Raw genomic sequence first — 19,104 nt, forward strand, 5'->3', positions numbered from 1 at the left:
CGAGGGCTTGTCCTCAGTTGCTCGCGTCCACTGTGTTGGTTCTGAAACCACGAACAGCCTCACGTTGCCACGCGTGGTGCGGCTGACAGTTTCATAGTGTTTCGGTGGTTATAGCGTAGGGGAAACGCCCGGTTACATTTCGAACCCGGAAGCTAAGCCTTACAGCGCCGATGGTACTGCAGGGGGGACCCTGTGGGAGAGTAGGACGCCGCCGAACTCCTTTTAGGGCTCTGGCTCTTGGGCGCACAGCCCGAGGGCCAGAGCTTTTTTGCGTTGAGGTAAGGTCAGGGGGCATCGTTGGTACGTTTCCCACAGGAGGCCCCCGGGTGGAGGTTCAGGAGACTCGCGTCCAGACGGACCGTGTGCTCACCATCCCGAACATCCTCAGCATGGCGCGGCTCGTCGGCGTGCCTCTCTTCCTGTGGCTGATCCTGCGGCCTGAGTTCGGTGGGCCCAAGAGTGACGGCTGGGCACTTCTGGTGCTGGCCCTGAGCGGCATCAGTGACTACCTGGACGGCAAGCTCGCGCGGCGCTGGAACCAGATCAGCAGCCTCGGCCGGCTTCTCGATCCCGCGGCCGACCGGCTCTACATTCTCTCGACATTGGTCGGCCTCACCTGGCGCGAGATTCTGCCCCTTTGGTTGACCGCCGTACTTCTGGCGCGCGAGCTGGTTCTGCTGGTGATGGTGGGCATCCTCCGCCGGCACGGCTATCCGCCGCCCCAGGTGAACTTCCTGGGCAAGGCCGCCACGTTCAACTTGATGTATGCCTTCCCCCTGCTCCTGCTCAGTGACGGAAGTGGTTGGATCTCGTCACTGGCTGCTATTTTCGGATGGGCGTTCGCCGGATGGGGTACAACGCTGTACTGGTGGGCAGGAGTCCTCTACGTGGTACAAGTCCGCCGCCTGGTCCGTGCGGACTCCATGGCCGATTGAACTCGCGGATTGGTTCGCCCAGCGCCGTGCGATGGCCCGTGGTCGAAAAGTGCGGGACAATCCTCGCGGGGGAAGTCGGCCAGACCGTCGTCTCTTCGAGGAGGACGCTTCCGACATGAAGGCCGTCGTGATGGCCGGAGGCGAAGGCACGCGCCTTCGCCCCATGACCTCAAGCATGCCCAAGCCGCTCCTGCCTGTGGCCAACCGCCCGATCATGGAGCACGTTCTGCGGCTGCTCAAAAGGCATGGGCTCAACGAAACAGTCGTAACTGTCCAGTTCCTGGCCTCGCTCGTCAAGAACTACTTCGGTGACGGCGAAGAGCTCGGTATGGAGCTCACCTATGCCAATGAGGAGAAGCCACTCGGTACCGCCGGAAGCGTCAAGAACGCCGAAGAGGCGTTGAAGGACGATGCCTTCCTTGTCATCTCCGGCGATGCTCTGACGGATTTCGACCTCACCGAGCTGATCAATTTCCACAAGGAAAAGGGCGCGCTGGTCACGGTCTGCCTGACGCGTGTGCCCAATCCTCTGGAGTTCGGAATCACCATTGTCGACGAGGAAGGCAAGGTGGAGCGCTTCCTCGAGAAGCCCACCTGGGGCCAGGTCTTCTCCGACACCGTGAACACCGGCATCTATGTGATGGAGCCCGAGGTCTTCGACTACGTCGAGCCCGATGTGCCCGTCGACTGGTCCGGCGACGTCTTCCCGCAGCTGATGAAGGAAGGCAAGCCGATCTACGGCTATGTGGCCGAGGGATACTGGGAGGACGTCGGTACCCACGAGAGCTACGTGAAGGCGCAGGCCGATGTCCTGGAGGGCAAGGTCGACGTCGACATCGACGGGTTCGAGATCTCCCCGGGAGTATGGGTCGCCGAGGGTGCCGAGGTGCATCCCGACGCCGTTCTCCGCGGGCCCGTCTATATCGGTGACTACGCCAAGGTCGAGGCCGGCGCCGAAATCCGCGAGCACACCGTCGTGGGTTCGAACGTGGTCGTCAAGAGCGGCGCTTTTCTGCACAAGGCCGTTGTCCACGACAACGTCTACGTGGGGCCGCACAGCAATCTGCGCGGCTGCGTGGTCGGTAAGAACACCGACATCATGCGTGCGGCGCGGATCGAGGACGGGGCGGTCATCGGTGATGAGTGCCTGATCGGTGAAGAATCGATCGTCCAGGGCAATGTGCGGGTCTACCCGTTCAAGACCATCGAGGCCGGTGCCTTCGTCAACACCTCGGTGATCTGGGAATCCAGGGGACAGGCGCACCTCTTCGGTGCCCGTGGTGTCTCCGGAATCCTGAACGTGGAGATCACGCCGGAACTGGCGGTGCGTCTTGCGGGTGCGTATGCGACGACCCTGAAGAAGGGCTCGACCGTCACGACGGCCCGGGACCATTCGCGTGGTGCCCGAGCGCTGAAGCGGGCGGTGATCTCCGCATTGCAGGCCAGCGCCATCGACGTACGGGACCTGGAGAACGTGCCGCTGCCCGTGGCCCGGCAGCAGACCGCGCGGGGCAGTGCGGGCGGGATCATGATCCGTACCACGCCCGGCGTGCAGGACTCCGTCGACATCATGTTCTTCGACGGGCAGGGCGCGGACCTCTCGCAGGGCAGCCAGCGGAAGCTGGACCGGGTGTTCGCGCGCCAGGAGTACCGGCGCGCCTTCCCCGGGGAGATCGGTGACCTGCACTTCCCGGCCAGTGTCTTCGACTCGTACACCGGGTCGTTGCTGCGGAACGTCGACACGACCGGGATCGCGGACTCCGGGCTCAAGGTGGTCGTGGACGCGTCCAACGGCAGCGCCGGTCTCGTGCTGCCGAGCCTGCTCGGGAAGCTCGGTGTCGACTCGCTGACGATCAACCCCGGTCTGGACGAGTCCAGGCCGACGGAGACGGCCGACATGCGGCGGTCGGGCATGGTGCGTCTCGGGGAGATCGTGGCGTCCTCGGGGGCCGCGTTCGGGGTGCGGTTCGATCCCGTCGGTGAGCGGCTGTCGCTCGTCGACGAGAAGGGGCGCATCATCGAGGACGACCGGGCGCTGCTCGTGATGCTGGACCTGGTCGCCGCCGAGCGGCGCAGCGGCAGGGTCGCGCTGCCGGTGACCACGACCCGGATCGCCGAGCAGGTGGCGGCGTACCACGGGACCCAGGTCGAGTGGACGACCACCTCTCCCGACGACCTCACGCGCGTGGGCGGTGAGGAAGGGACGATCTTCGGTGGCGACGGCAAGGGCGGGTTCATCGTCCCCGAGTTCAGCAGCGTGTACGACGCCACCGCGGCCTTCGTACGGCTCATCGGGCTCGTGGCGCGGACGCAGCTCACGCTCAGCCAGATCGACGCACGGATCCCGCGGGCGCACGTCCTGAAGAGGGATCTGGCGACCCCGTGGGCCGTCAAGGGCCTGGTGATGCGGCGGGTCGTCGAGGCGGCCGGAGATCGCTTCGTGGACACCACGGACGGTGTGCGGGTGGTGGAGACCGACGGGCGCTGGGTGATGGTGCTGCCGGACCCGGCCGAGGCCGTGACCCACCTGTGGGCCGAGGGGCCGGACGACGCGTCCGCGCAGGCCCTGCTCGACGAGTGGGCGGCGGTCGTGGACAGCGCCGGCCGGTAGAACGGGCTGCACGCGTGCGTGCCGGACAAGTGTCCCCAACAGGGCCTGTCCGGCACGCCGGTGGGGCCGTTCGGAGGTAGCGGCTCCGACGTGCGACGATGTGCGGCATGCCGCAGCAACCCCCCATTCGGAGTACACCCACGCGGCCCCGGCGCCCGGATGCGTCCATGTCGTTGATCACCAACGTCATGGATCACAGCCTCGACGACGGCTACGCCGAGGCCGCCGCGCGGAAGAGGGCCGCGGGCGACGGCGGCATGCCGAAGACGCTCAGGGCGAAGCTGGGGCTCGCCGCCGGGCTGGTGCTCGCGGCCCTGGTCGTGACCGTCGGAGCGGCACAGGCGCGGGTCGCCGCCCCGGTCGTCGCCAAGGAGCGGGAGGAACTGGTCGACCGCATCGACCGGGAGACCGAGGCGGCGGACAAGCTGGAGGACTCCGTCGACGAGCTGCGCGAGGACGTGAGCGCGCGGCAGCGCGAGGCGCTGAAGCACAGCGGCGGCAGCGCCCGGTCCGAGCTGGTGGGCATCCTGTCGGGCGCCGTGGCGGTGCACGGTCCCGGCGTGAAGCTCGTGGTGAACGACGCCAAGGAAGTCGGCACGGACGGCGACGGTGATCCCCGTGAGAACTCCGGGTTCTCCGACACCGGGCGGGTGCGTGACCGGGATATGCAGCGCGTGGTCAACGGGCTGTGGGAGTCGGGCGCCGAGGCGATCTCCATCAACGGGCAGCGGCTGACGGCGCTGTCCGCGATCAGGGCCGCGGGAGACGCGATACTGGTCGACAACAAGCCGCTGGTGCCGCCGTACACGGTGCTCGCGGTGGGGGACGGGCAGCGGCTGAGCACGCGGTTCCAGAACAGCGCGGACGGGTTGTACCTCAACGCGCTCCAGGAGAGCTACGGCATCCGGACGGCCATTTCCGCGGAGGACGACCTCCGGCTGCCCGCCGCACCGAGTGTGATCGTACGTACAGCACAGCCGAGCACTGAGAAGAGCGAGAAGGGCACATCGTGATCGCCGTACTGGGCCTCGTCGTGGGAGTCGTGGCCGGCCTGTTGGTCCGGCCTGAGGTTCCGGCGGTGGTCGAGCCTTATCTGCCGATCGCCGTCGTGGCGGCGCTCGACGCCGTCTTCGGCGGACTGCGGGCCATGCTCGACGGCATCTTCGACGACAAGGTCTTCGTGGTGTCGTTCCTGTCGAACGTGGTGGTGGCCGCGCTGATTGTGTTCCTGGGTGACAAGTTGGGCGTGGGTGCCCAGCTGTCGACCGGTGTGGTGGTCGTCCTCGGCATCCGGATCTTCTCCAACGCCGCGGCGATCCGCCGGCACGTGTTCCGGGCGTGAGGCCGATGAGCGAGCACGACGAGAAGCGCGCCGAGGAGCAGGGCGACCCGCGCGAGGAGCGGCAGCAAGGGCGCGTCGAGTCCGGGAACAGGCTGCGCAAGGAACTGCCCCAGGAGGTGTCCGCGTCGGTCCCCGCCGCCCAGGACGCCCCGAAGACCGACCCGAAGCCCGAGCCGGAGACCGACCCGAGGACCGACCCGGAGCCTGAGCCGGAGGCGGACCCCGAGCCGCGGCTGACCGGTCGGCAGCGGCTGGTGCAGGGACTGTGGCCGCCGCGTGTCTCACGGGCCCAACTCATCGTCGCGGTGCTGCTGTTCGGGCTCGGGTTCGGGCTGGCCGTGCAGGTGGCCTCGAACAGCGACAGTGACAGTGCCCTGCGCGGTGCGCGGCAGGAAGATCTTGTCCGGATCCTCGATGAACTGGATGACCGTACACAGCGTCTTGAGGACGAGAAGCAGGGTCTCGAGAAGCAGCGCGACGAGCTGGAGAACAGCTCGGACCAGGCCGAGGAGGCCCGGAAGCAGACGATCGAGAAGGAAAGGCAACTCGGCATCCTCGCGGGCACGGTGGCCGCGCAGGGGCCCGGCATCACCATGACCATCGAGGACACGAAGGGGACGGTCGAGGCGGACATGCTGCTCGACGCGATCCAGGAGCTGCGCGCGGCGGGTGCCGAGGCGATCCAGGTGAACGGTGTGCGGGTCGTCGCCGGAACCTATCTGACGGATTCCGGCAAGGGTGTGAGCGTCGACGGGAACAAGATCAACGCGCCCTATCGTTTCAAGGTCATCGGCAAGCCGCAGGACCTCGAGCCGGCGCTCAACATTCCCGGAGGCGTGGTGCAGACTCTCGAGAAGGAACAGGCCACCGTCACGATCGAGCGGTCGACCAAGATCGTCGTGGACGCCTTGCGAGCGGCGAAGCGGCCTGACTACGCTCGGTCGTCCTCCCAGTGAACCGGCGGTGCATGGGCGGCGTCCGGCCAGGGCATGAGGTTGCGGGGGGTCGGCGCACCGAATGGGTGGTGCGTGGTGGAAACTGTCTGGTGCAGACGGACGTTGTCAGGATGTCCGGGTCGGCCAGAGTGTTCAGTCAGGGTTCGTCCTGCCCCACGGGCGGGTCTGTTTCGGTCAAGGGGAATCGCCCGTGAAGTTGTTTGCGAAGTTGTTCGGCAAGAGCGCGCGAGAGGGCAGTGACAACGCCACCGCTCGTCATCGCGCACAGCCTGACGCGGAAGGCCAGCGGCCGCTGTTCCGTGACCAGGTCGGTGGTCCGGGCGGTGACATTTCCGGTGGTCAGGGCGCGCCGTCGGTTGACCCTGCGCAGCCCGGCGGCATAGGTTTCGGCCAACCGTCAGCCTCAGGTGCGGGTGGAGGGTTCTCCGACCCGTATGCGTCCAATGCCCCCGGTGGGCAGCCGCGGCAGGAGGATCCGATGTCGGCCCTGGTGTGTACGAGGTGCGGTAACCGCAACGCGGAGAACAGCCGCTTCTGCTCCAACTGCGGCGCGCCGCTGCGGGCCGGGGCGGCGGCCGAGCGTCCCTCCGAGACGACGTCCACGATCTCCATCTCCGGTCTCGAGGCCTACGACAGCGAGACCACCGGCCAGACGCCGATGCCGACGCTGTCCCCCGAGGCGCAGGCGGCCGTCGACGCGCTGCCGCTGGGCTCCGCGCTCCTGGTCGTGCGCCGCGGGCCGAACTCGGGCAGCCGCTTCCTGCTGGACGGCGATCTGACCACGGCCGGGCGCCATCCGCAGAGCGACATCTTCCTGGACGACGTGACGGTCTCCCGGCGGCACGTGGAGTTCCGCCGCGGGCAGGACGGCTCGTTCACGGTGGCCGACGTGGGCAGCCTGAACGGCACGTATGTGAACCGCGAGCGGATCGACCAGGTCGCCCTGAACAACGGTGACGAGGTGCAGATCGGCAAGTACCGGCTGGTCTTCTACGCCAGCCAGCGGGGCTACTGACCGGACTCGGTCCGGGGGAGACCCAGCGAAGGTCCATCCGTCAGGGAAGGTCCATGCTTCAAACACCGAGCGGCGGTGCCGGGCACGGCGCCGCCGCCACGGACAGTGGGCTGATGAGCATCGGCACGGTGCTGAACGTGCTTCGCGACGAGTTTCCCGAAGTCACCATCTCCAAGATCCGCTTCCTGGAGTCGGAGGGGCTCATCGAGCCGCAGCGCACCCCCTCGGGGTATCGCAAGTTCAGCGCCCACGACGTCGAGCGCCTCGGTCACGTCCTGAGGATGCAGCGGGACCACTATCTGCCCCTGAAGGTGATCCGGGAGCACCTGGAGGCCATGGAGCGCGGCGAGGCCGTACCGCTGCCCGCCCTGGGCCGCCAGCGGGACGGCGAGGCCGCGCCCGAGCAGGCCGAGGGGCCCACGGCCGCCAGGATCGGGCGTGCGGAGCTGCTCGCCGCCGCCGGTGTCGACGCGGAGGAGCTCAAGGAGTGGGAGTCGTACGGGCTCGTCACTCCCCTGGAGGACGGGGCGTACGACGCCGAGGCGGTCACGGTGGCCTCGCTCATCGCCGAGCTCGGGCGGTTCGGGATCGAGCCGCGGCACCTGCGGGTGATGAAGGCCGCCGCCGACCGTGAGGCCGGGCTCGTGGACCAGGTCGTGGCCCCGCTGAAGCGGCACCGGAACCCGCAGACCAGGGCTCATGCGGAGGCCCGCACCAAGGAACTGGCGGGGCTCACGGTGAAGCTGCACGCGGCGCTGGTGCAGACGGCGCTCGGTGTGCGGCTGCCCTGAGGCGGCCGGCCTCGCGAGGGCCGGATCAGGCGCCCGATCCCGGCCCGACTACCCAAACGTCCCGAGCACGGCCTAGGGTTGCTGTGTGAACGAGCTCGATGTCGTAGGTGTCCGGGTCGAAATGCCCTCCAACCAACCGATCGTGCTGCTGCGTGAAGTGGGAGGCGACCGTTACCTCCCCATCTGGATCGGACCGGGGGAGGCGACGGCGATCGCCTTCGCCCAGCAGGGCATGGCTCCCGCGCGGCCGCTGACCCACGACCTTTTCAAGGACGTGCTGGAAGCAGTCGGTCAGGAGCTCACGGAAGTGCGCATCACGGACCTGCGTGAGGGCGTCTTCTACGCGGAGCTGGTCTTCGCCAGCGGCGTCGAGGTGAGCGCCCGCCCCTCCGACGCCATAGCGCTCGCCCTGCGCACCGGGACGCCGATCTACGGCAGCGACACGGTGCTCGACGACGCCGGCATCGCGATCCCGGACGAGCAGGAGGACGAGGTGGAGAAGTTCCGCGAGTTCCTCGACCAGATCTCCCCGGAGGACTTCGGCAGCAGCAGCCAGTGAACCCCCGGGGCCGGTAAGGGCCGGACGAGGACGGAGAGCACCAGCGGTCGGTGAGGTGTGTGGGCGGTCCGGCGGACGATGTGGTCCGCGGCGGGGCCGCCCGCAGTGTTGTACCGGGTGAATTGCCCGCATGTGCCGGAGGCGAGTGAGAGCGTCACGCGGCCCGCGCCGAAGGCATTCGGCTAGCCTTTCCCCGCGGTGGGGCACGGGAAACCACTCCTAGGGTGATTATCACTCGGCGTGGCGAGTGTGGCGATCGTTGACGCACCCCTGGTGACTGCCTACCGTCGAGAAGGCAGGTCAAGGACGGAGGTCGGCGTGAGAAGCAGCGGCGACGGTACGGCTGGGGGCGGCCCCGAGCGCAGTCTCAGGGCGAGCGGTCCGTACCCTCCCCCCGGCTCTCGGCTCCGCTCGAGCGGGGGATACTCCCAGCCCGGCGGCGCGGCCGATCATGCTCCGCAACGACCGACGGCCGTGCCGAGCAGCGGAGGGACGACGTCCATGGCGTCCGAGCAGATCGGCTATCGCGGCCCCACGGCCTGTGCGGCCGCCGGTATCACCTACCGGCAGCTGGACTACTGGGCCCGCACGGGTCTCGTCGAGCCGAGCGTGCGCCCCGCCTACGGGTCCGGGACGCAGCGGCTGTACAGCTTCCGGGACGTCGTCGTCCTGAAGATCGTCAAGCGGTTCCTGGACACCGGAGTGTCGCTCCAGAACATCCGCACCGCCGTCCAGCACCTCAGGGAACGCGGTTTCCGCGACCTGGAGCGGATGACGCTGATGAGCGACGGCGCGACGGTCTATGAGTGCACCTCCCCGGACGAGGTCCACGCCCTGCTCCAGGGGGGCCAGGGCGTCTTCGGGATCGCCGTGGGCGTGGTGTGGCGGGACGTCGAGAGCGCGCTGTCCCAGCTGCACGGGGAGCGGATCGACACCGGTGAGACGCTGGTCGGGCCCAACCCGGCGGACGAGCTGGCGCGACGGCGGAACCGGGCCGTCTGAGGCCCTGGCAAGCAAGGGGCCGCAGTAGGCGGGACGTTTCCGCGCCCGACTGCAAGCGGTTTCCCCCGGCGCGGTCTGAGCGGTCGTCGGGGGCGTTGTCAGTGGCATAGGGCAGCATCGGAGATGTGAGAACCGCGCCTACGATCCTGCATCTCGACATGGATGCCTTCTTCGCCTCGGTGGAGCAGGCGTCCAAGCCGAGCCTGCGCGGGAAGGCCGTGGTCGTGGGCGGTCTCGGGCCCCGGGGCGTGGTCGCCACGGCGTCGTACGAGGCGCGGGTCTTCGGGGTGCATTCGGCGATGCCCATGGCGCAGGCCCGGCGGCTCGCGCCCAACGCCGCGTATCTCGTGCCGCGCTTCGGGTTCTACCGGGCGATCAGCGAGCGGGTGATGGAGCTGCTGCGCGCGCTGTCGCCGTTGGTGGAGCCGCTGAGCCTGGACGAGGCGTTCGTGGACCTGGAGGCCGGGGGAGCGGCCTGGGACGAGCAGTCGGCGCGGCTGGTCGGCGTGCGGCTGCGCGCGGACATCCGGGCCGTCACGGGGCTCACGGGGTCGGTGGGGCTCGCCGCCTCCAAGATGCTCGCGAAGATCGCCTCGGAGCAGGCCAAGCCCGACGGGCTGGTCGTGATCGAGCCGGGCACCGAGCGGGCGATGCTCGGGCCGATGTCGGTGCGGACGCTGCCGGGAGTGGGGCCGGCGACGGGCGACCATCTGCGGCGGGCCGGGATCACCACGGTCGAGGAGATCGTCGAGGCGGGTGAGGACGAGCTGGTCCGGCTGCTCGGGAAGGCGCACGGGCACGGCCTCTACGCGATGGCGCTGGCGCGGGACGACCGGCCCGTGGTGGCGGAGCGGGAGACGAAGTCGGTGTCGGTCGAGGACACGTACGACGTGGACATCCACGACCGGGTGCGGGTCGGGCTGGAGGTGCAGCGGCTCGCCGACCGGTGCGTGCGGCGGCTGCGCGAGGCCGGGCTCTCCGGGCGGACCATCGTGCTGAAGGTGCGGCGGTACGACTTCTCGACGCTCACCCGTTCCGAGACGCTGCGCGGGCCGACGGACGATCCAGGGGTGATCCGTGAGGCGGCGGCCAGGCTGCTGGACTCGGTGGACACGACGGGCGGGGTGCGGTTGCTCGGCGTTGGGGTCAGCGGGCTCGCCGACTACACGCAGGAGGACCTGTTCGCGCAGGCGGCGGGGGAGCGGGCGGTCGCGGAGGGGCCGGTCGAGGAGCCTGCCGTGGGGGAGGCCGAGGAACAGCCGGCCCTCGCCGAGCGGCGGTGGCCGGCCGGGCATGATGTGCGGCACGCCGAGTTCGGGCACGGGTGGGTGCAGGGCAGCGGCCTGGGGCGGGTGACCGTACGGTTCGAGACGCCCGCCTCGGAGCCCGGGCGGGTGCGGACCTTCCGAGTGGACGACCCCGAGCTGGAGCCGGCCGACCCGTTGCCGCTGGTGTTACGAATACCCGAGGGGAGCGGTGGCGCCGGTTCCGTAGCGGCTGAGGGTGGTGGGGGCAGCCGGGCTTGTGGGGTTTCCGGTTCTGGCTGACCGCCCTGGCCGCAGGCCGTCAGGTCGTCGTCTCGTCCTTGTCGGCCAGTCTGCCGAAGTCCTGGTCCGGGAGTGGGGGAGGAGCGGCGACGTCGAGGCCGTAGTGGTGGTAGAGCTGGAGTTCCTGCTCCGGGGAGAGGTGGCGGCCGACGCCGAAGTCGGGGGCGTCCTTGATCAGGGCGCGGTCGAAGGGGACGTGGAGGGCGCCGTCGATCAGTTCGCTGGGCTCCAGGGGGACGAAGGCGTCCCTGCTGAACAGGCCGGTCCGTATGGCCGCCCACTCCGGTTCGCCGGTGGCGTCGTCGAGGTAGACCTCGTCGATCGTGCCGATCCTGGTTCCGTTCCGGTCGAATGCCTTGCGGCCGATCAGGTTGCGCGGATCGATCTCGGTACGCACGGGCCCTCCACATGGTCGCAACTCATCCGTAATCACTACAAAACGGCACAATCGGAGAGGTGGCCACTCGAAGGTTCGTGCGTTGACCTCGCTGGTACGCTGGCAGCGGCTGTTGACCCTGTGCGGGAGAGTCCTCCGGACACCATCGGAGGCGCCGAAGGAGCAAATCCTCCCCGGAATCTCTCAGGCCCACGTACCGCACGGACGAGGTCACTCTGGAAAGAAGAGCGGGTGTCGACGGCTTCCGCTCTCACCGACGGTGAAAGCCGGAGGCCTTCGGGCGATCCGGTGAAGCTCTCAGGTTGAGATGACAGAGGGGGAGGCCGTCCGGGTACCCGCGCCGTGGTGCCCCTCGAAGGTCGTGTCGACCAGGAGGCCTCCGCAAATGACCGCCCACCGCATTCCGCTCTCCGAGCTCGAAGAGGCAGTCCCCTTCGAGCAGCGCCACATCGGCCCCGACCACGAGGCCCGCGCCAAGATGCTCGCGCAGGTCGGCTACGGCTCGCTGGACGAGCTGACGGCCGCCGCGGTCCCGGCCGTGATCAAGAGTGCCGAGGCCCTCGACCTGCCGAGCGCGCGCAGTGAGGCCGAGGTGATCGCCGAGCTGCGTTCCCTCGCCGACCGCAACCAGGTCCTCGACTCCATGATCGGACTCGGCTACTACGGCACGTTCACGCCGCCGGTCATCATGCGCAACGTCATGGAGAACCCGGCCTGGTACACGGCCTACACGCCGTACCAGCCGGAGATCTCGCAGGGGCGGCTCGAGGCGCTGCTCAACTTCCAGACCATGGTCGCCGACCTGACCGGACTGCCGACCTCCGGCGCCTCCCTGCTCGACGAGGGCACGGCAGCCGCCGAGGCCATGGCGCTGTCCCGGCGTATGGGCAGGAACAAGAAGGGCCTGTTCCTGGTCGACGCGGACGCGCTGCCGCAGACCATCGCGGTGATCCAGACCCGGGCCGAGCCGACCGGCGTGGAGGTCGTCGTCGCGGACCTGAGCGAGGGCATCCCGGCCGAGGTCGCCGAGCGCGAGATCAACGGCGTGCTGATCCAGTACCCGGGCGCCTCCGGGGCCGTACGGGACATCAAGCCGGTCATCGACCAGGCGCACGGGCTGGGGGCGCTCGTCACCGTCGCCGCCGATCTGCTCGCGCTGACGCTGCTGAAGTCGCCCGGTGAGCTGGGCGCGGACATCGCCGTCGGGACGACGCAGCGCTTCGGTGTGCCGATGGGCTTCGGCGGACCGCACGCCGGTTACATGGCGGTCCAGGAGAAGATGGCGCGCAGCCTGCCCGGGCGGCTCGTCGGCGTGTCCGTGGACGCGGACGGGAACAGGGCCTACCGGCTGGCGCTCCAGACCCGTGAGCAGCACATCCGCCGGGAGAAGGCGACCAGCAACATCTGCACCGCGCAGGTGCTGCTCGCCGTCATGGCCGGCATGTACGCCGTCTACCACGGGCCGGAGGGCCTGAAGGGCATCGCGCGGCGCACCCACCGCTACGCCACCGTCCTCGCCGCCGGGCTCGCGAACGGCGGGGTCGAGGTCGTGCACGGGTCCTACTTCGACACCCTCACCGTGCGTGCCGAGGGCCGGGCCGCCGAGATCGTCGCCGCCGCGCGGGACAACGGGGTCAACCTGCGTCTCGTCGACGCCGACCACGTCTCCATCGCCTGCGACGAGACCACCACGCGGGCCCAGCTGCGGGCCGTGTGGGCCGCCTTCGGTGTCGAGGGCGTCATCGAGGCGCTGGACGCGGCCACGGAGGAGGGGCTTCCGGAGGCGCTGCTGCGCACCGACGAGTACCTGGCGCACCCCGTCTTCCACCAGCACCGCTCCGAGACCGCCATGCTGCGCTACCTGCGCCGGCTGGCCGACCGGGACTACGCGCTGGACCGCGGCATGATCCCGCTGGGCTCCTGCACCATGAAGCTCAACGCGACCACGGAGATGGAGCCGGTCACCTGGCCCGAGTTCGGGCAGCTGCACCCCTTCGCGCCCGCCGAGCAGGCCGCGGGCTACCTCACCCTCATCCACGAGCTGGAGGACCGGCTCGCCGAGGTCACCGGCTACGACAAGGTGTCCCTCCAGCCGAACGCCGGGTCGCAGGGCGAGCTGGCCGGACTGCTCGCCGTACGCGGGTACCACCGGGCCAACGGCGACGAGCAGCGGACCGTGTGCCTGATCCCGTCCTCCGCGCACGGCACCAACGCCGCCAGCGCGGTGATGGCGGGCATGAAGGTCGTCGTCGTGAAGACCGCCGAGGACGGCGAGATCGACGTCGAGGACCTGCGGGCGAAGATCGAGCAGTACCGCGACGAGCTGGCGGTGCTGATGATCACGTACCCGTCGACGCACGGCGTGTTCGAGGAGCACGTCTCCGAGATCTGCGCGCAGGTGCACGAGGCGGGCGGGCAGGTCTACGTGGACGGGGCCAACCTCAACGCGCTCGTGGGGCTCGCCAAGCCGGGGCACTTCGGCGGGGACGTCTCGCACCTGAACCTGCACAAGACCTTCTGCATCCCGCACGGCGGCGGCGGTCCCGGCGTGGGGCCGGTCGCGGTGCGCGAGCACCTCGCGCCCTACCTGCCGAACCACCCGCTCCAGCCCGAGGCCGGCCCCGAGACGGGTGTCGGGCCCATCTCCGCGGCGCCCTGGGGCTCCGCCGGCATCCTGCCGATCTCCTGGGCGTACGTCCGGCTCATGGGCGGCGAGGGGCTGAAGCGGGCCACGCAGGTGGCGGTGCTCAGCGCCAACTACATCGCCAAGCGGCTGGAGCCGCACTACCCGGTGCTCTACACCGGCCCGGGCGGGCTCGTCGCGCACGAGTGCATCATCGACCTGCGGCCGCTGACCAAGGCGACCGGCGTGAGCGTCGACGACGTGGCCAAGCGGCTGATCGACTACGGCTTCCACGCGCCGACGATGTCGTTCCCGGTGGCCGGGACGCTGATGATCGAGCCGACCGAGTCGGAGGACCTGACCGAGCTGGACCGGTTCTGCGAGGCGATGATCGCCATCCGCGCGGAGATCGAGAAGGTCGGCTCCGGTGAGTGGCCCGCGGACGACAACCCGCTGCGGGGCGCCCCGCACACCGCCGGCGCGCTCGCCGGGGAGTGGGAGCACGCCTACAGCCGTGAGGAGGCCGTCTTCCCGGCCGGCGTCTCGGTCGCCGACAAGTACTGGCCGCCGGTGCGCCGCATCGACCAGGCCTTCGGCGACCGGAACCTGGTCTGCTCCTGCCCGCCGCTGGACGCGTACGAGGACTGAACCGGTCTGGGAGGGGCTCCGCTGTGCGGGGCCCCTCCCGTCATGCGGCGGAGAGTGCCACCTCGGTCGCCTTGATCAGGGCGACGACGGGCGTTCCGGGCGACAGGGCGAGGTCGTCCACGGCGTCCCTGGTGATCGCGGCGGTCAGTTCGCCGTCCTCGACCGTGACACGGACGGACGCCATCGCGTCTCCGGCCGCGACGTCCCGGACCGTACCCGGGAGCCGGTTGCGGATGGACAGACCCTCGACGGGCCCGGTGGCCAACGAGATCTCCGTCGACTTCACCAGGGCGCGCACGGCGGTGCCGAGGGTGAGGCGGAGGTCTTCGGCGGCCTCGCGGGTGATCGCCGCGGTGAGGTCCTGACCGCCGGTGAGGCGGACCCGGACCGTCGCCATGGCCTCGCCGGGCGTGACGGCGGTGACGATGCCGGGGAGCTGGTTGCGGATGCTCAGGCTCATGGGGGCACGGTAGCCCGGCGAGTGTCCTATGCCGGGTATGCGTGGGTCTGCGTCGCCTTGACCGCCGCCCACACCGGTGCGCCGGGGTGCAGATCGAGTTCGGCCGCGGCGACCGTGGTGAGGTCGGCGGTCAGGGCGAGTTCGCCGGTGAGGTCCGCGCGGATCTGGTCGCCGTGCGTCTCCAGGCCGGCGACCTCGCAGCGCCAGAGGTTGCGTGCGCTGGCGCCGGCCGGGCGCTCCCGGTACAGCGTCACCGCGCCGGGCGGGAACGCCACGAAGGCCGGGCCGGACAGTTCCTCGGTGGTCGTGATGTCCGGGCCCGCGTCGAGCCGGACCGTGTGGCCCTCGGCCCGCCCCCGGTAGAGGTTGAGGCCGACCAGCCGGGCGATGTAGTCCGTGCGGGGATGGCGGGCGATGTCGGAGGGCGTGCCCTCCTGGACGACCTGGCCGTGCTCGATGACGACCAGGCGGTCGGCCAGCACCATGGCGTCCAGCGGATCGTGCGTGACGAGGACCGCCACCGCCTCGAACCCGGCGAGATGGCGCCGCAGCTGGGCGCGCACCTCCAGACGGGTACGGGCGTCGAGGGCGGCGAGAGGCTCGTCCAGGAGCAGCAGCCGGGGCCGGGTGGCCAGGGCACGGGCCAGGGCCACGCGCTGGGCCTGGCCGCCGGAGAGGCGGCGGGGCTTGGCGCCGGCGTGGTCGGCGAGGCCCATGCGGTCCAGCCACTCGGCGGCCTGGGCCCGGGCCTCGGCCTTGCCGGCGCCCCGGCAGCGCGGCCCGAAGGCGACGTTGTCCAGGGCGGTCAGATGCGGAAAGAGCAGATAGTCCTGGAAGACGACACCGACCGGGCGGGACTCGGGCGGGGTGTCGTCCAACCGGACGCCGTCCAGCCGCAGATGGCCGGAGGTGAGCGGGATCAGGCCCGACAGTGCGCGCAGGGCCGTGGTCTTGCCGGCGCCGTTGGGGCCGAGCAGGGCGACGACGTCGCCGGGGGCCGCGGTGAGCGTGACGTCGAGGCGGAAACCGCCGCGGTCGACGACGAGACGGGCGTCGAGGCCTTCGGGGCTAGGGCCCTTCTGATGGATCTCCGTGGGAGAAGGAGCGGCGTTCGGTGCGTGCGATCGGCGTGCGGGGCGCAGGGTCATGTGGCGGAGCCACCTGGCCCTGCGCCCCGTGCGGCGAGCGGGCGTGCCGGGCGTCGCGACGCCGCGGAGATCCATCAGAAGGGCCCTAAGGCCGGGCGGCGTTGCGTCGAGCTCGGTCGTCTCGGTCATGAGGATCACGTCCAGGGTGTCAGGGGCCCGGGCCGGCGCGTCACGACGCCGTCAGCCAGCGGTCGCGCAGGGCCGCCAGCACGGCGATGGACACGGCCAGCAGCACCAGGCTGAGGGCGATCGCCGCCGCCGGGTCGTTCTGGAGGGCGAGGTAGACCGCGAGGGGCATGGTCTGCGTACGGCCCGGGAAGTTGCCCGCGAAGGTGATCGTCGCGCCGAACTCCCCGAGCGCCCGGGCCCAGGCCAGCACCGCACCGGCCGCGACGCCCGGCGCGATCAGCGGCAGGGTGACCCGGCGGAACGCGGTGAAGCGGGAGGCGCCCAGGGTCGTGGCGGCCTCCTCGTAGCGTGGGTCGGCGGCCCGCAGGGTGCCCTCCACGCTGATGACGAGGAACGGCATCGCCACGAAGGTCTCGGCGAGGATCACACCCGTCGTGGTGAAGGGCAGGGTGATCCCGAACCAGGCGTCCAGCCACTGCCCGATCACGCCGTTGCGCCCGAAGGCGAGCAGCAGGGCGACACCGCCCACGACCGGCGGCAGCACCAGCGGCAGCGTGACCAGGGCCCGGACGAAACCGCGGCCGGGGAAGCGCGTACGGGCCAGCAGCCAGGCCAGGGGGACGCCGACGACCAGGCTCAGGGCCGTCGCCGCCGTGGCGCAGACGAGGGACAGCCGGAGCGCCTCCCACACCTCGGCGCTGGTCAGCTGTTCCGGCAGGCTGCTCCAGGGCGCCCGGACGAGCAGGGCGATCAGGGGCAGGAGCAGAAAGGCCAGGCCGATCAGGGCGGGCACCAGCAGGGGGATCGGGACCGCTCGGGTACGGCCGCGGGGGCGCTCGCGGCGGGGCCGGCTCTGCAGGGTGTCGGTCACGGCTTGAGGAACCCGGCTCCGGACAGCACCTTCTGGCCCTCGGCGGACCGCACCAGTGCGATGAAGGCCTTCGCCGTCTCGGGGTTGGGGGCGTTCTCGAGCAGGGTGATCGGATAGTCGTTGACGGCCTTGGCCGACTCGGGGAAGTCCACGCCCGTCACCTTGTCACCCGCCGCGCGCACGTCGGTCCGGTAGACGACGGCCGCGTCGGCCTCCTGCAGCTCGACCTTCGTCAGGGCGCTCTTGACGTCCTGTTCGTAGGAGACGGGGGTGAGCTCCACCCCGCCGGCGTCCAGGGCCTGCCGGGCGGCGGCACCGCACGGAACCGTCCTGTCGCACAGGACGACCTTCAACCCGGGCTTGGCGAGGTCCTTGAGGGAGGTGATCCGGTCGGGGTTGCCCGGCAGGGTGGCGATCTCCAGCCGGTTGCGGACGAAGGTGGCCGGGGTGCCCGCCGCGTCCCCCTTGTCCGTCACGGTCGCCATGGTCCTGGTGCTGGCGGCGGCGAAGACGTCGGCGGGTGCGCCGCTGGTGATACTCGCGGCGAGGGTGTCGCTGCCGCCGAAGTTGAAGGTGACCCTGGTGCCCGGGTGCCGCTTCTCGAACGTCTTGCCCAGGGCCTCGAAGCTCTCCTCCAGGGAGGCGGCGGCGAAGACGGTGACCGTGCCGGAGAGTTTCGGCGACGAGGACGAGCCCTGGTCCGAACCCGGGCCGGAGGAGGAGCAGGCGCTCAGCGTCAGCAGCGCGGCGGTGGACACACCGGCGACCTGAAGCATCCGGCGGGTCCAGTGCGCGGAACGGGTCATCTCGGGGCCACTCCCTCTGACTGCCGGGAGGAAGAGCCTGCCGGGCCCTTCCGGTACGCCGATCATACTGACGCATCTGCCAGGCAGAAGTCTCCTGTCGCATCGCATGAGCGAAGCTGGCAGGGGTGGGAGGTGGGTATGTGCGTTCGTACGGACTCAGGCCCGGTCGATGTGGACGTTCGTCGACTTCACCCGGGCCGTCGCCTCCATGCCGACCTCCAGGCCCAGTTCCTCCACGGCCTCGCGGGTGAGCAGGGAGACGAGCCGGTGCGGGCCGGCCTGGATCTCGACCTGGGCGGCGACGTCGCCGAGCTTGATCGCGGTGACGATGCCGTGGAAGGCGTTGCGCGCCGAGGTGTACGGGGCGTCCTCCTCCGAGGCGCCGGACCGGGCGAGTTCGACCGAGAACGCGGCCAGGTCCCGTCCGTCGACGAGCCGCCGCCCGGCCTCGTCGCGATGGGTGGTGATGCGGCCCGCGTCGGCCCAGCGCCGGGCGGTGTCGGGGCTCACGCCGAGCAGTCGTGCTGCCTGGCCGATCGTGTAGGACTGCATGCCCGTCACATTAGGGGCGGGGGAGGGGAACGGCGGCTGCGGGGTTGGCCGTTGGGTATAACGCGATATAGCGTTAGACGTCGAACCGGGTGGGTGGGGATCGGGGTGGAGTCGATGGTGGCTGAAGTGGCGAGGACCGGCGGATCGCCCGAGGTGAGGGCCTCGCACGCGGACCGGGACCGGATCGTGGACGTACTGCGCGTCGCCGCGGGTGACGGCCGGCTGACCCTGGAGGAGCTCGACGAGCGGCTGGAGGCCGCGCTGGCCGCCCGTACGGTGGGTGAGCTCGCCGTGCTGACGGCGGATCTGCCCGAGGTGGTGGGCGAGGGCGCCGTCGAGGCCGAGGACGTCGTCCGCATCGAGCAGGAGGGGTCCTCGACCCGGCGTGGCGACGCCTGGGTGGTGCCCCGGCGGCTGGAGATCCGGTCGGCGTGGGGCGAGGTGACGCTCGACTTCACCGACGCGGTGATCACCCAGGACACCCTGCACATCGACCTGGACCTGCGCGGTGGCGCCCTGAAGCTGGTGACCCGTCCGGGTGTCGTGGTGGACACCGACGCCCTGGTGACGAACTACTCGAAGATCAAGGCGCGCCCGGCGGCCGACGCCACTGTCCTGCTGCGCGTACGGATCACCGGTGAGGTCGCTTTCGGGCAGGTCGTGGTGCGTCCGCCGCGGAGGGGCCTCGGCAGGCGGAGAGCGACGGCCTGAC

At 70.2% G+C, this 19,104-nt stretch carries 18 protein-coding genes, 1 rRNA gene and 1 riboswitch; of the genes, 13 read left to right on the forward strand and 6 right to left on the reverse strand.

Annotated features, from left to right (window positions below):
* The first annotated feature begins 100 nt into the window (after positions 1–100).
* The 11 genes from rrf to IE255_RS15145 all read left to right on the forward strand — a co-directional run bounded on the left by rrf (position 101) and on the right by IE255_RS15145 (position 10,758).
* Positions 101–217 (forward strand): 5S ribosomal RNA (rrf, locus tag IE255_RS15095).
* Positions 218–326: 109 nt separating this feature from the next.
* Complete coding sequence (gene clsA / locus IE255_RS15100) at positions 327–935, forward strand: cardiolipin synthase ClsA (RefSeq protein ID WP_190050777.1); 609 nt, start codon at positions 327–329, stop codon at positions 933–935.
* A gap of 115 nt (positions 936–1,050) precedes the next feature.
* Positions 1,051–3,546, forward strand: a complete 2,496-nt coding sequence (locus IE255_RS15105) for a mannose-1-phosphate guanyltransferase (RefSeq protein WP_190050778.1) — start codon at positions 1,051–1,053, stop codon at positions 3,544–3,546.
* Positions 3,547–3,644: 98 nt separating this feature from the next.
* Positions 3,645–4,559, forward strand: coding sequence for a DUF881 domain-containing protein (locus tag IE255_RS15110; RefSeq protein ID WP_190050779.1), 915 nt, complete (start codon positions 3,645–3,647; stop codon positions 4,557–4,559).
* Positions 4,556–4,888, forward strand: a complete 333-nt coding sequence (locus IE255_RS15115) for a small basic family protein (RefSeq protein ID WP_003988855.1) — start codon at positions 4,556–4,558, stop codon at positions 4,886–4,888. The genes IE255_RS15110 and IE255_RS15115 overlap by 4 nt, the downstream gene beginning before the upstream one ends.
* 5 nt (positions 4,889–4,893) lie before the next feature.
* Entirely contained in the window at positions 4,894–5,844 is a 951-nt protein-coding gene (locus IE255_RS15120) for a DUF881 domain-containing protein (protein WP_190050780.1), read from the forward strand.
* Between the two features lie 61 nt (positions 5,845–5,905).
* The gene (locus tag IE255_RS15125) at positions 5,906–6,859 is read left to right on the forward strand and encodes a zinc-ribbon and FHA domain-containing protein (RefSeq protein WP_114250828.1); all 954 of its coding nucleotides are present in this window, start codon (positions 5,906–5,908) and stop codon (positions 6,857–6,859) included.
* 53 nt (positions 6,860–6,912) lie between these two features.
* The gene (ftsR, locus tag IE255_RS15130; protein WP_190050781.1) at positions 6,913–7,650 is read left to right on the forward strand and encodes a transcriptional regulator FtsR; all 738 of its coding nucleotides are present in this window, start codon (positions 6,913–6,915) and stop codon (positions 7,648–7,650) included.
* Between the two features lie 85 nt (positions 7,651–7,735).
* Positions 7,736–8,209 carry a bifunctional nuclease family protein gene (locus IE255_RS15135; protein WP_003988851.1) on the forward strand — a complete coding sequence of 158 codons (474 nt, stop codon included), beginning with the start codon at positions 7,736–7,738 and terminating at the stop codon, positions 8,207–8,209.
* A 318-nt stretch (positions 8,210–8,527) separates the two neighbouring features.
* Positions 8,528–9,211 (forward strand): MerR family transcriptional regulator, encoded by a 684-nt coding sequence (locus tag IE255_RS15140; RefSeq protein WP_078651095.1) that lies wholly within the window; start codon positions 8,528–8,530, stop codon positions 9,209–9,211.
* A gap of 125 nt (positions 9,212–9,336) precedes the next feature.
* Positions 9,337–10,758 carry a DNA polymerase IV gene (locus IE255_RS15145; RefSeq protein ID WP_190050782.1) on the forward strand — a complete coding sequence of 474 codons (1,422 nt, stop codon included), beginning with the start codon at positions 9,337–9,339 and terminating at the stop codon, positions 10,756–10,758.
* A gap of 19 nt (positions 10,759–10,777) precedes the next feature.
* On the opposite strand, the gene IE255_RS15150 is transcribed toward IE255_RS15145, so the two are convergent.
* The gene (locus IE255_RS15150; RefSeq protein ID WP_190050783.1) at positions 10,778–11,155 is read right to left on the reverse strand and encodes a PRC-barrel domain-containing protein; all 378 of its coding nucleotides are present in this window, start codon (positions 11,153–11,155) and stop codon (positions 10,778–10,780) included.
* Between the two features lie 113 nt (positions 11,156–11,268).
* Positions 11,269–11,364, forward strand: a riboswitch (glycine riboswitch).
* A 176-nt stretch (positions 11,365–11,540) separates the two neighbouring features.
* Between IE255_RS15150 and gcvP the strand changes: the two genes are divergently transcribed.
* Positions 11,541–14,426, forward strand: a complete 2,886-nt coding sequence (gene gcvP / locus IE255_RS15155; protein ID WP_190050784.1) for an aminomethyl-transferring glycine dehydrogenase — start codon at positions 11,541–11,543, stop codon at positions 14,424–14,426.
* Between the two features lie 40 nt (positions 14,427–14,466).
* Here gcvP and IE255_RS15160 read toward each other — a convergent pair whose 3' ends face one another.
* The 5 genes from IE255_RS15160 to IE255_RS15180 all read right to left on the reverse strand — a co-directional run bounded on the left by IE255_RS15160 (position 14,467) and on the right by IE255_RS15180 (position 18,392).
* Complete coding sequence (locus IE255_RS15160; protein WP_190050785.1) at positions 14,467–14,886, reverse strand: TOBE domain-containing protein; 420 nt, start codon at positions 14,884–14,886, stop codon at positions 14,467–14,469.
* Between the two features lie 26 nt (positions 14,887–14,912).
* Positions 14,913–16,028: an ABC transporter ATP-binding protein gene (locus tag IE255_RS15165; RefSeq protein ID WP_229906460.1), complete on the reverse strand. Its 1,116-nt coding sequence runs from the start codon at positions 16,026–16,028 to the stop codon at positions 14,913–14,915.
* Positions 16,029–16,203: 175 nt separating this feature from the next.
* Entirely contained in the window at positions 16,204–17,034 is an 831-nt protein-coding gene (locus tag IE255_RS15170; protein WP_372487546.1) for an ABC transporter permease, read from the reverse strand.
* Positions 17,031–17,840 (reverse strand): molybdate ABC transporter substrate-binding protein, encoded by an 810-nt coding sequence (gene modA, locus IE255_RS15175; protein ID WP_190050786.1) that lies wholly within the window; start codon positions 17,838–17,840, stop codon positions 17,031–17,033. Before modA ends, IE255_RS15170 begins: the two co-directional genes overlap by 4 nt.
* Positions 17,841–17,996: 156 nt before the next feature.
* Entirely contained in the window at positions 17,997–18,392 is a 396-nt protein-coding gene (locus tag IE255_RS15180) for a TOBE domain-containing protein (RefSeq protein ID WP_190050787.1), read from the reverse strand.
* Between the two features lie 114 nt (positions 18,393–18,506).
* On the opposite strand from IE255_RS15180, the gene IE255_RS15185 reads away from it, so the two are divergent.
* Complete coding sequence (locus IE255_RS15185; protein ID WP_190050788.1) at positions 18,507–19,103, forward strand: DUF1707 SHOCT-like domain-containing protein; 597 nt, start codon at positions 18,507–18,509, stop codon at positions 19,101–19,103.
* The last annotated feature ends 1 nt before the right edge of the window (position 19,104 follow it).

This window comes from Streptomyces lomondensis (assembly GCF_014651035.1).
GTDB classification, from domain to species: domain Bacteria; phylum Actinomycetota; class Actinomycetes; order Streptomycetales; family Streptomycetaceae; genus Streptomyces; species Streptomyces lomondensis.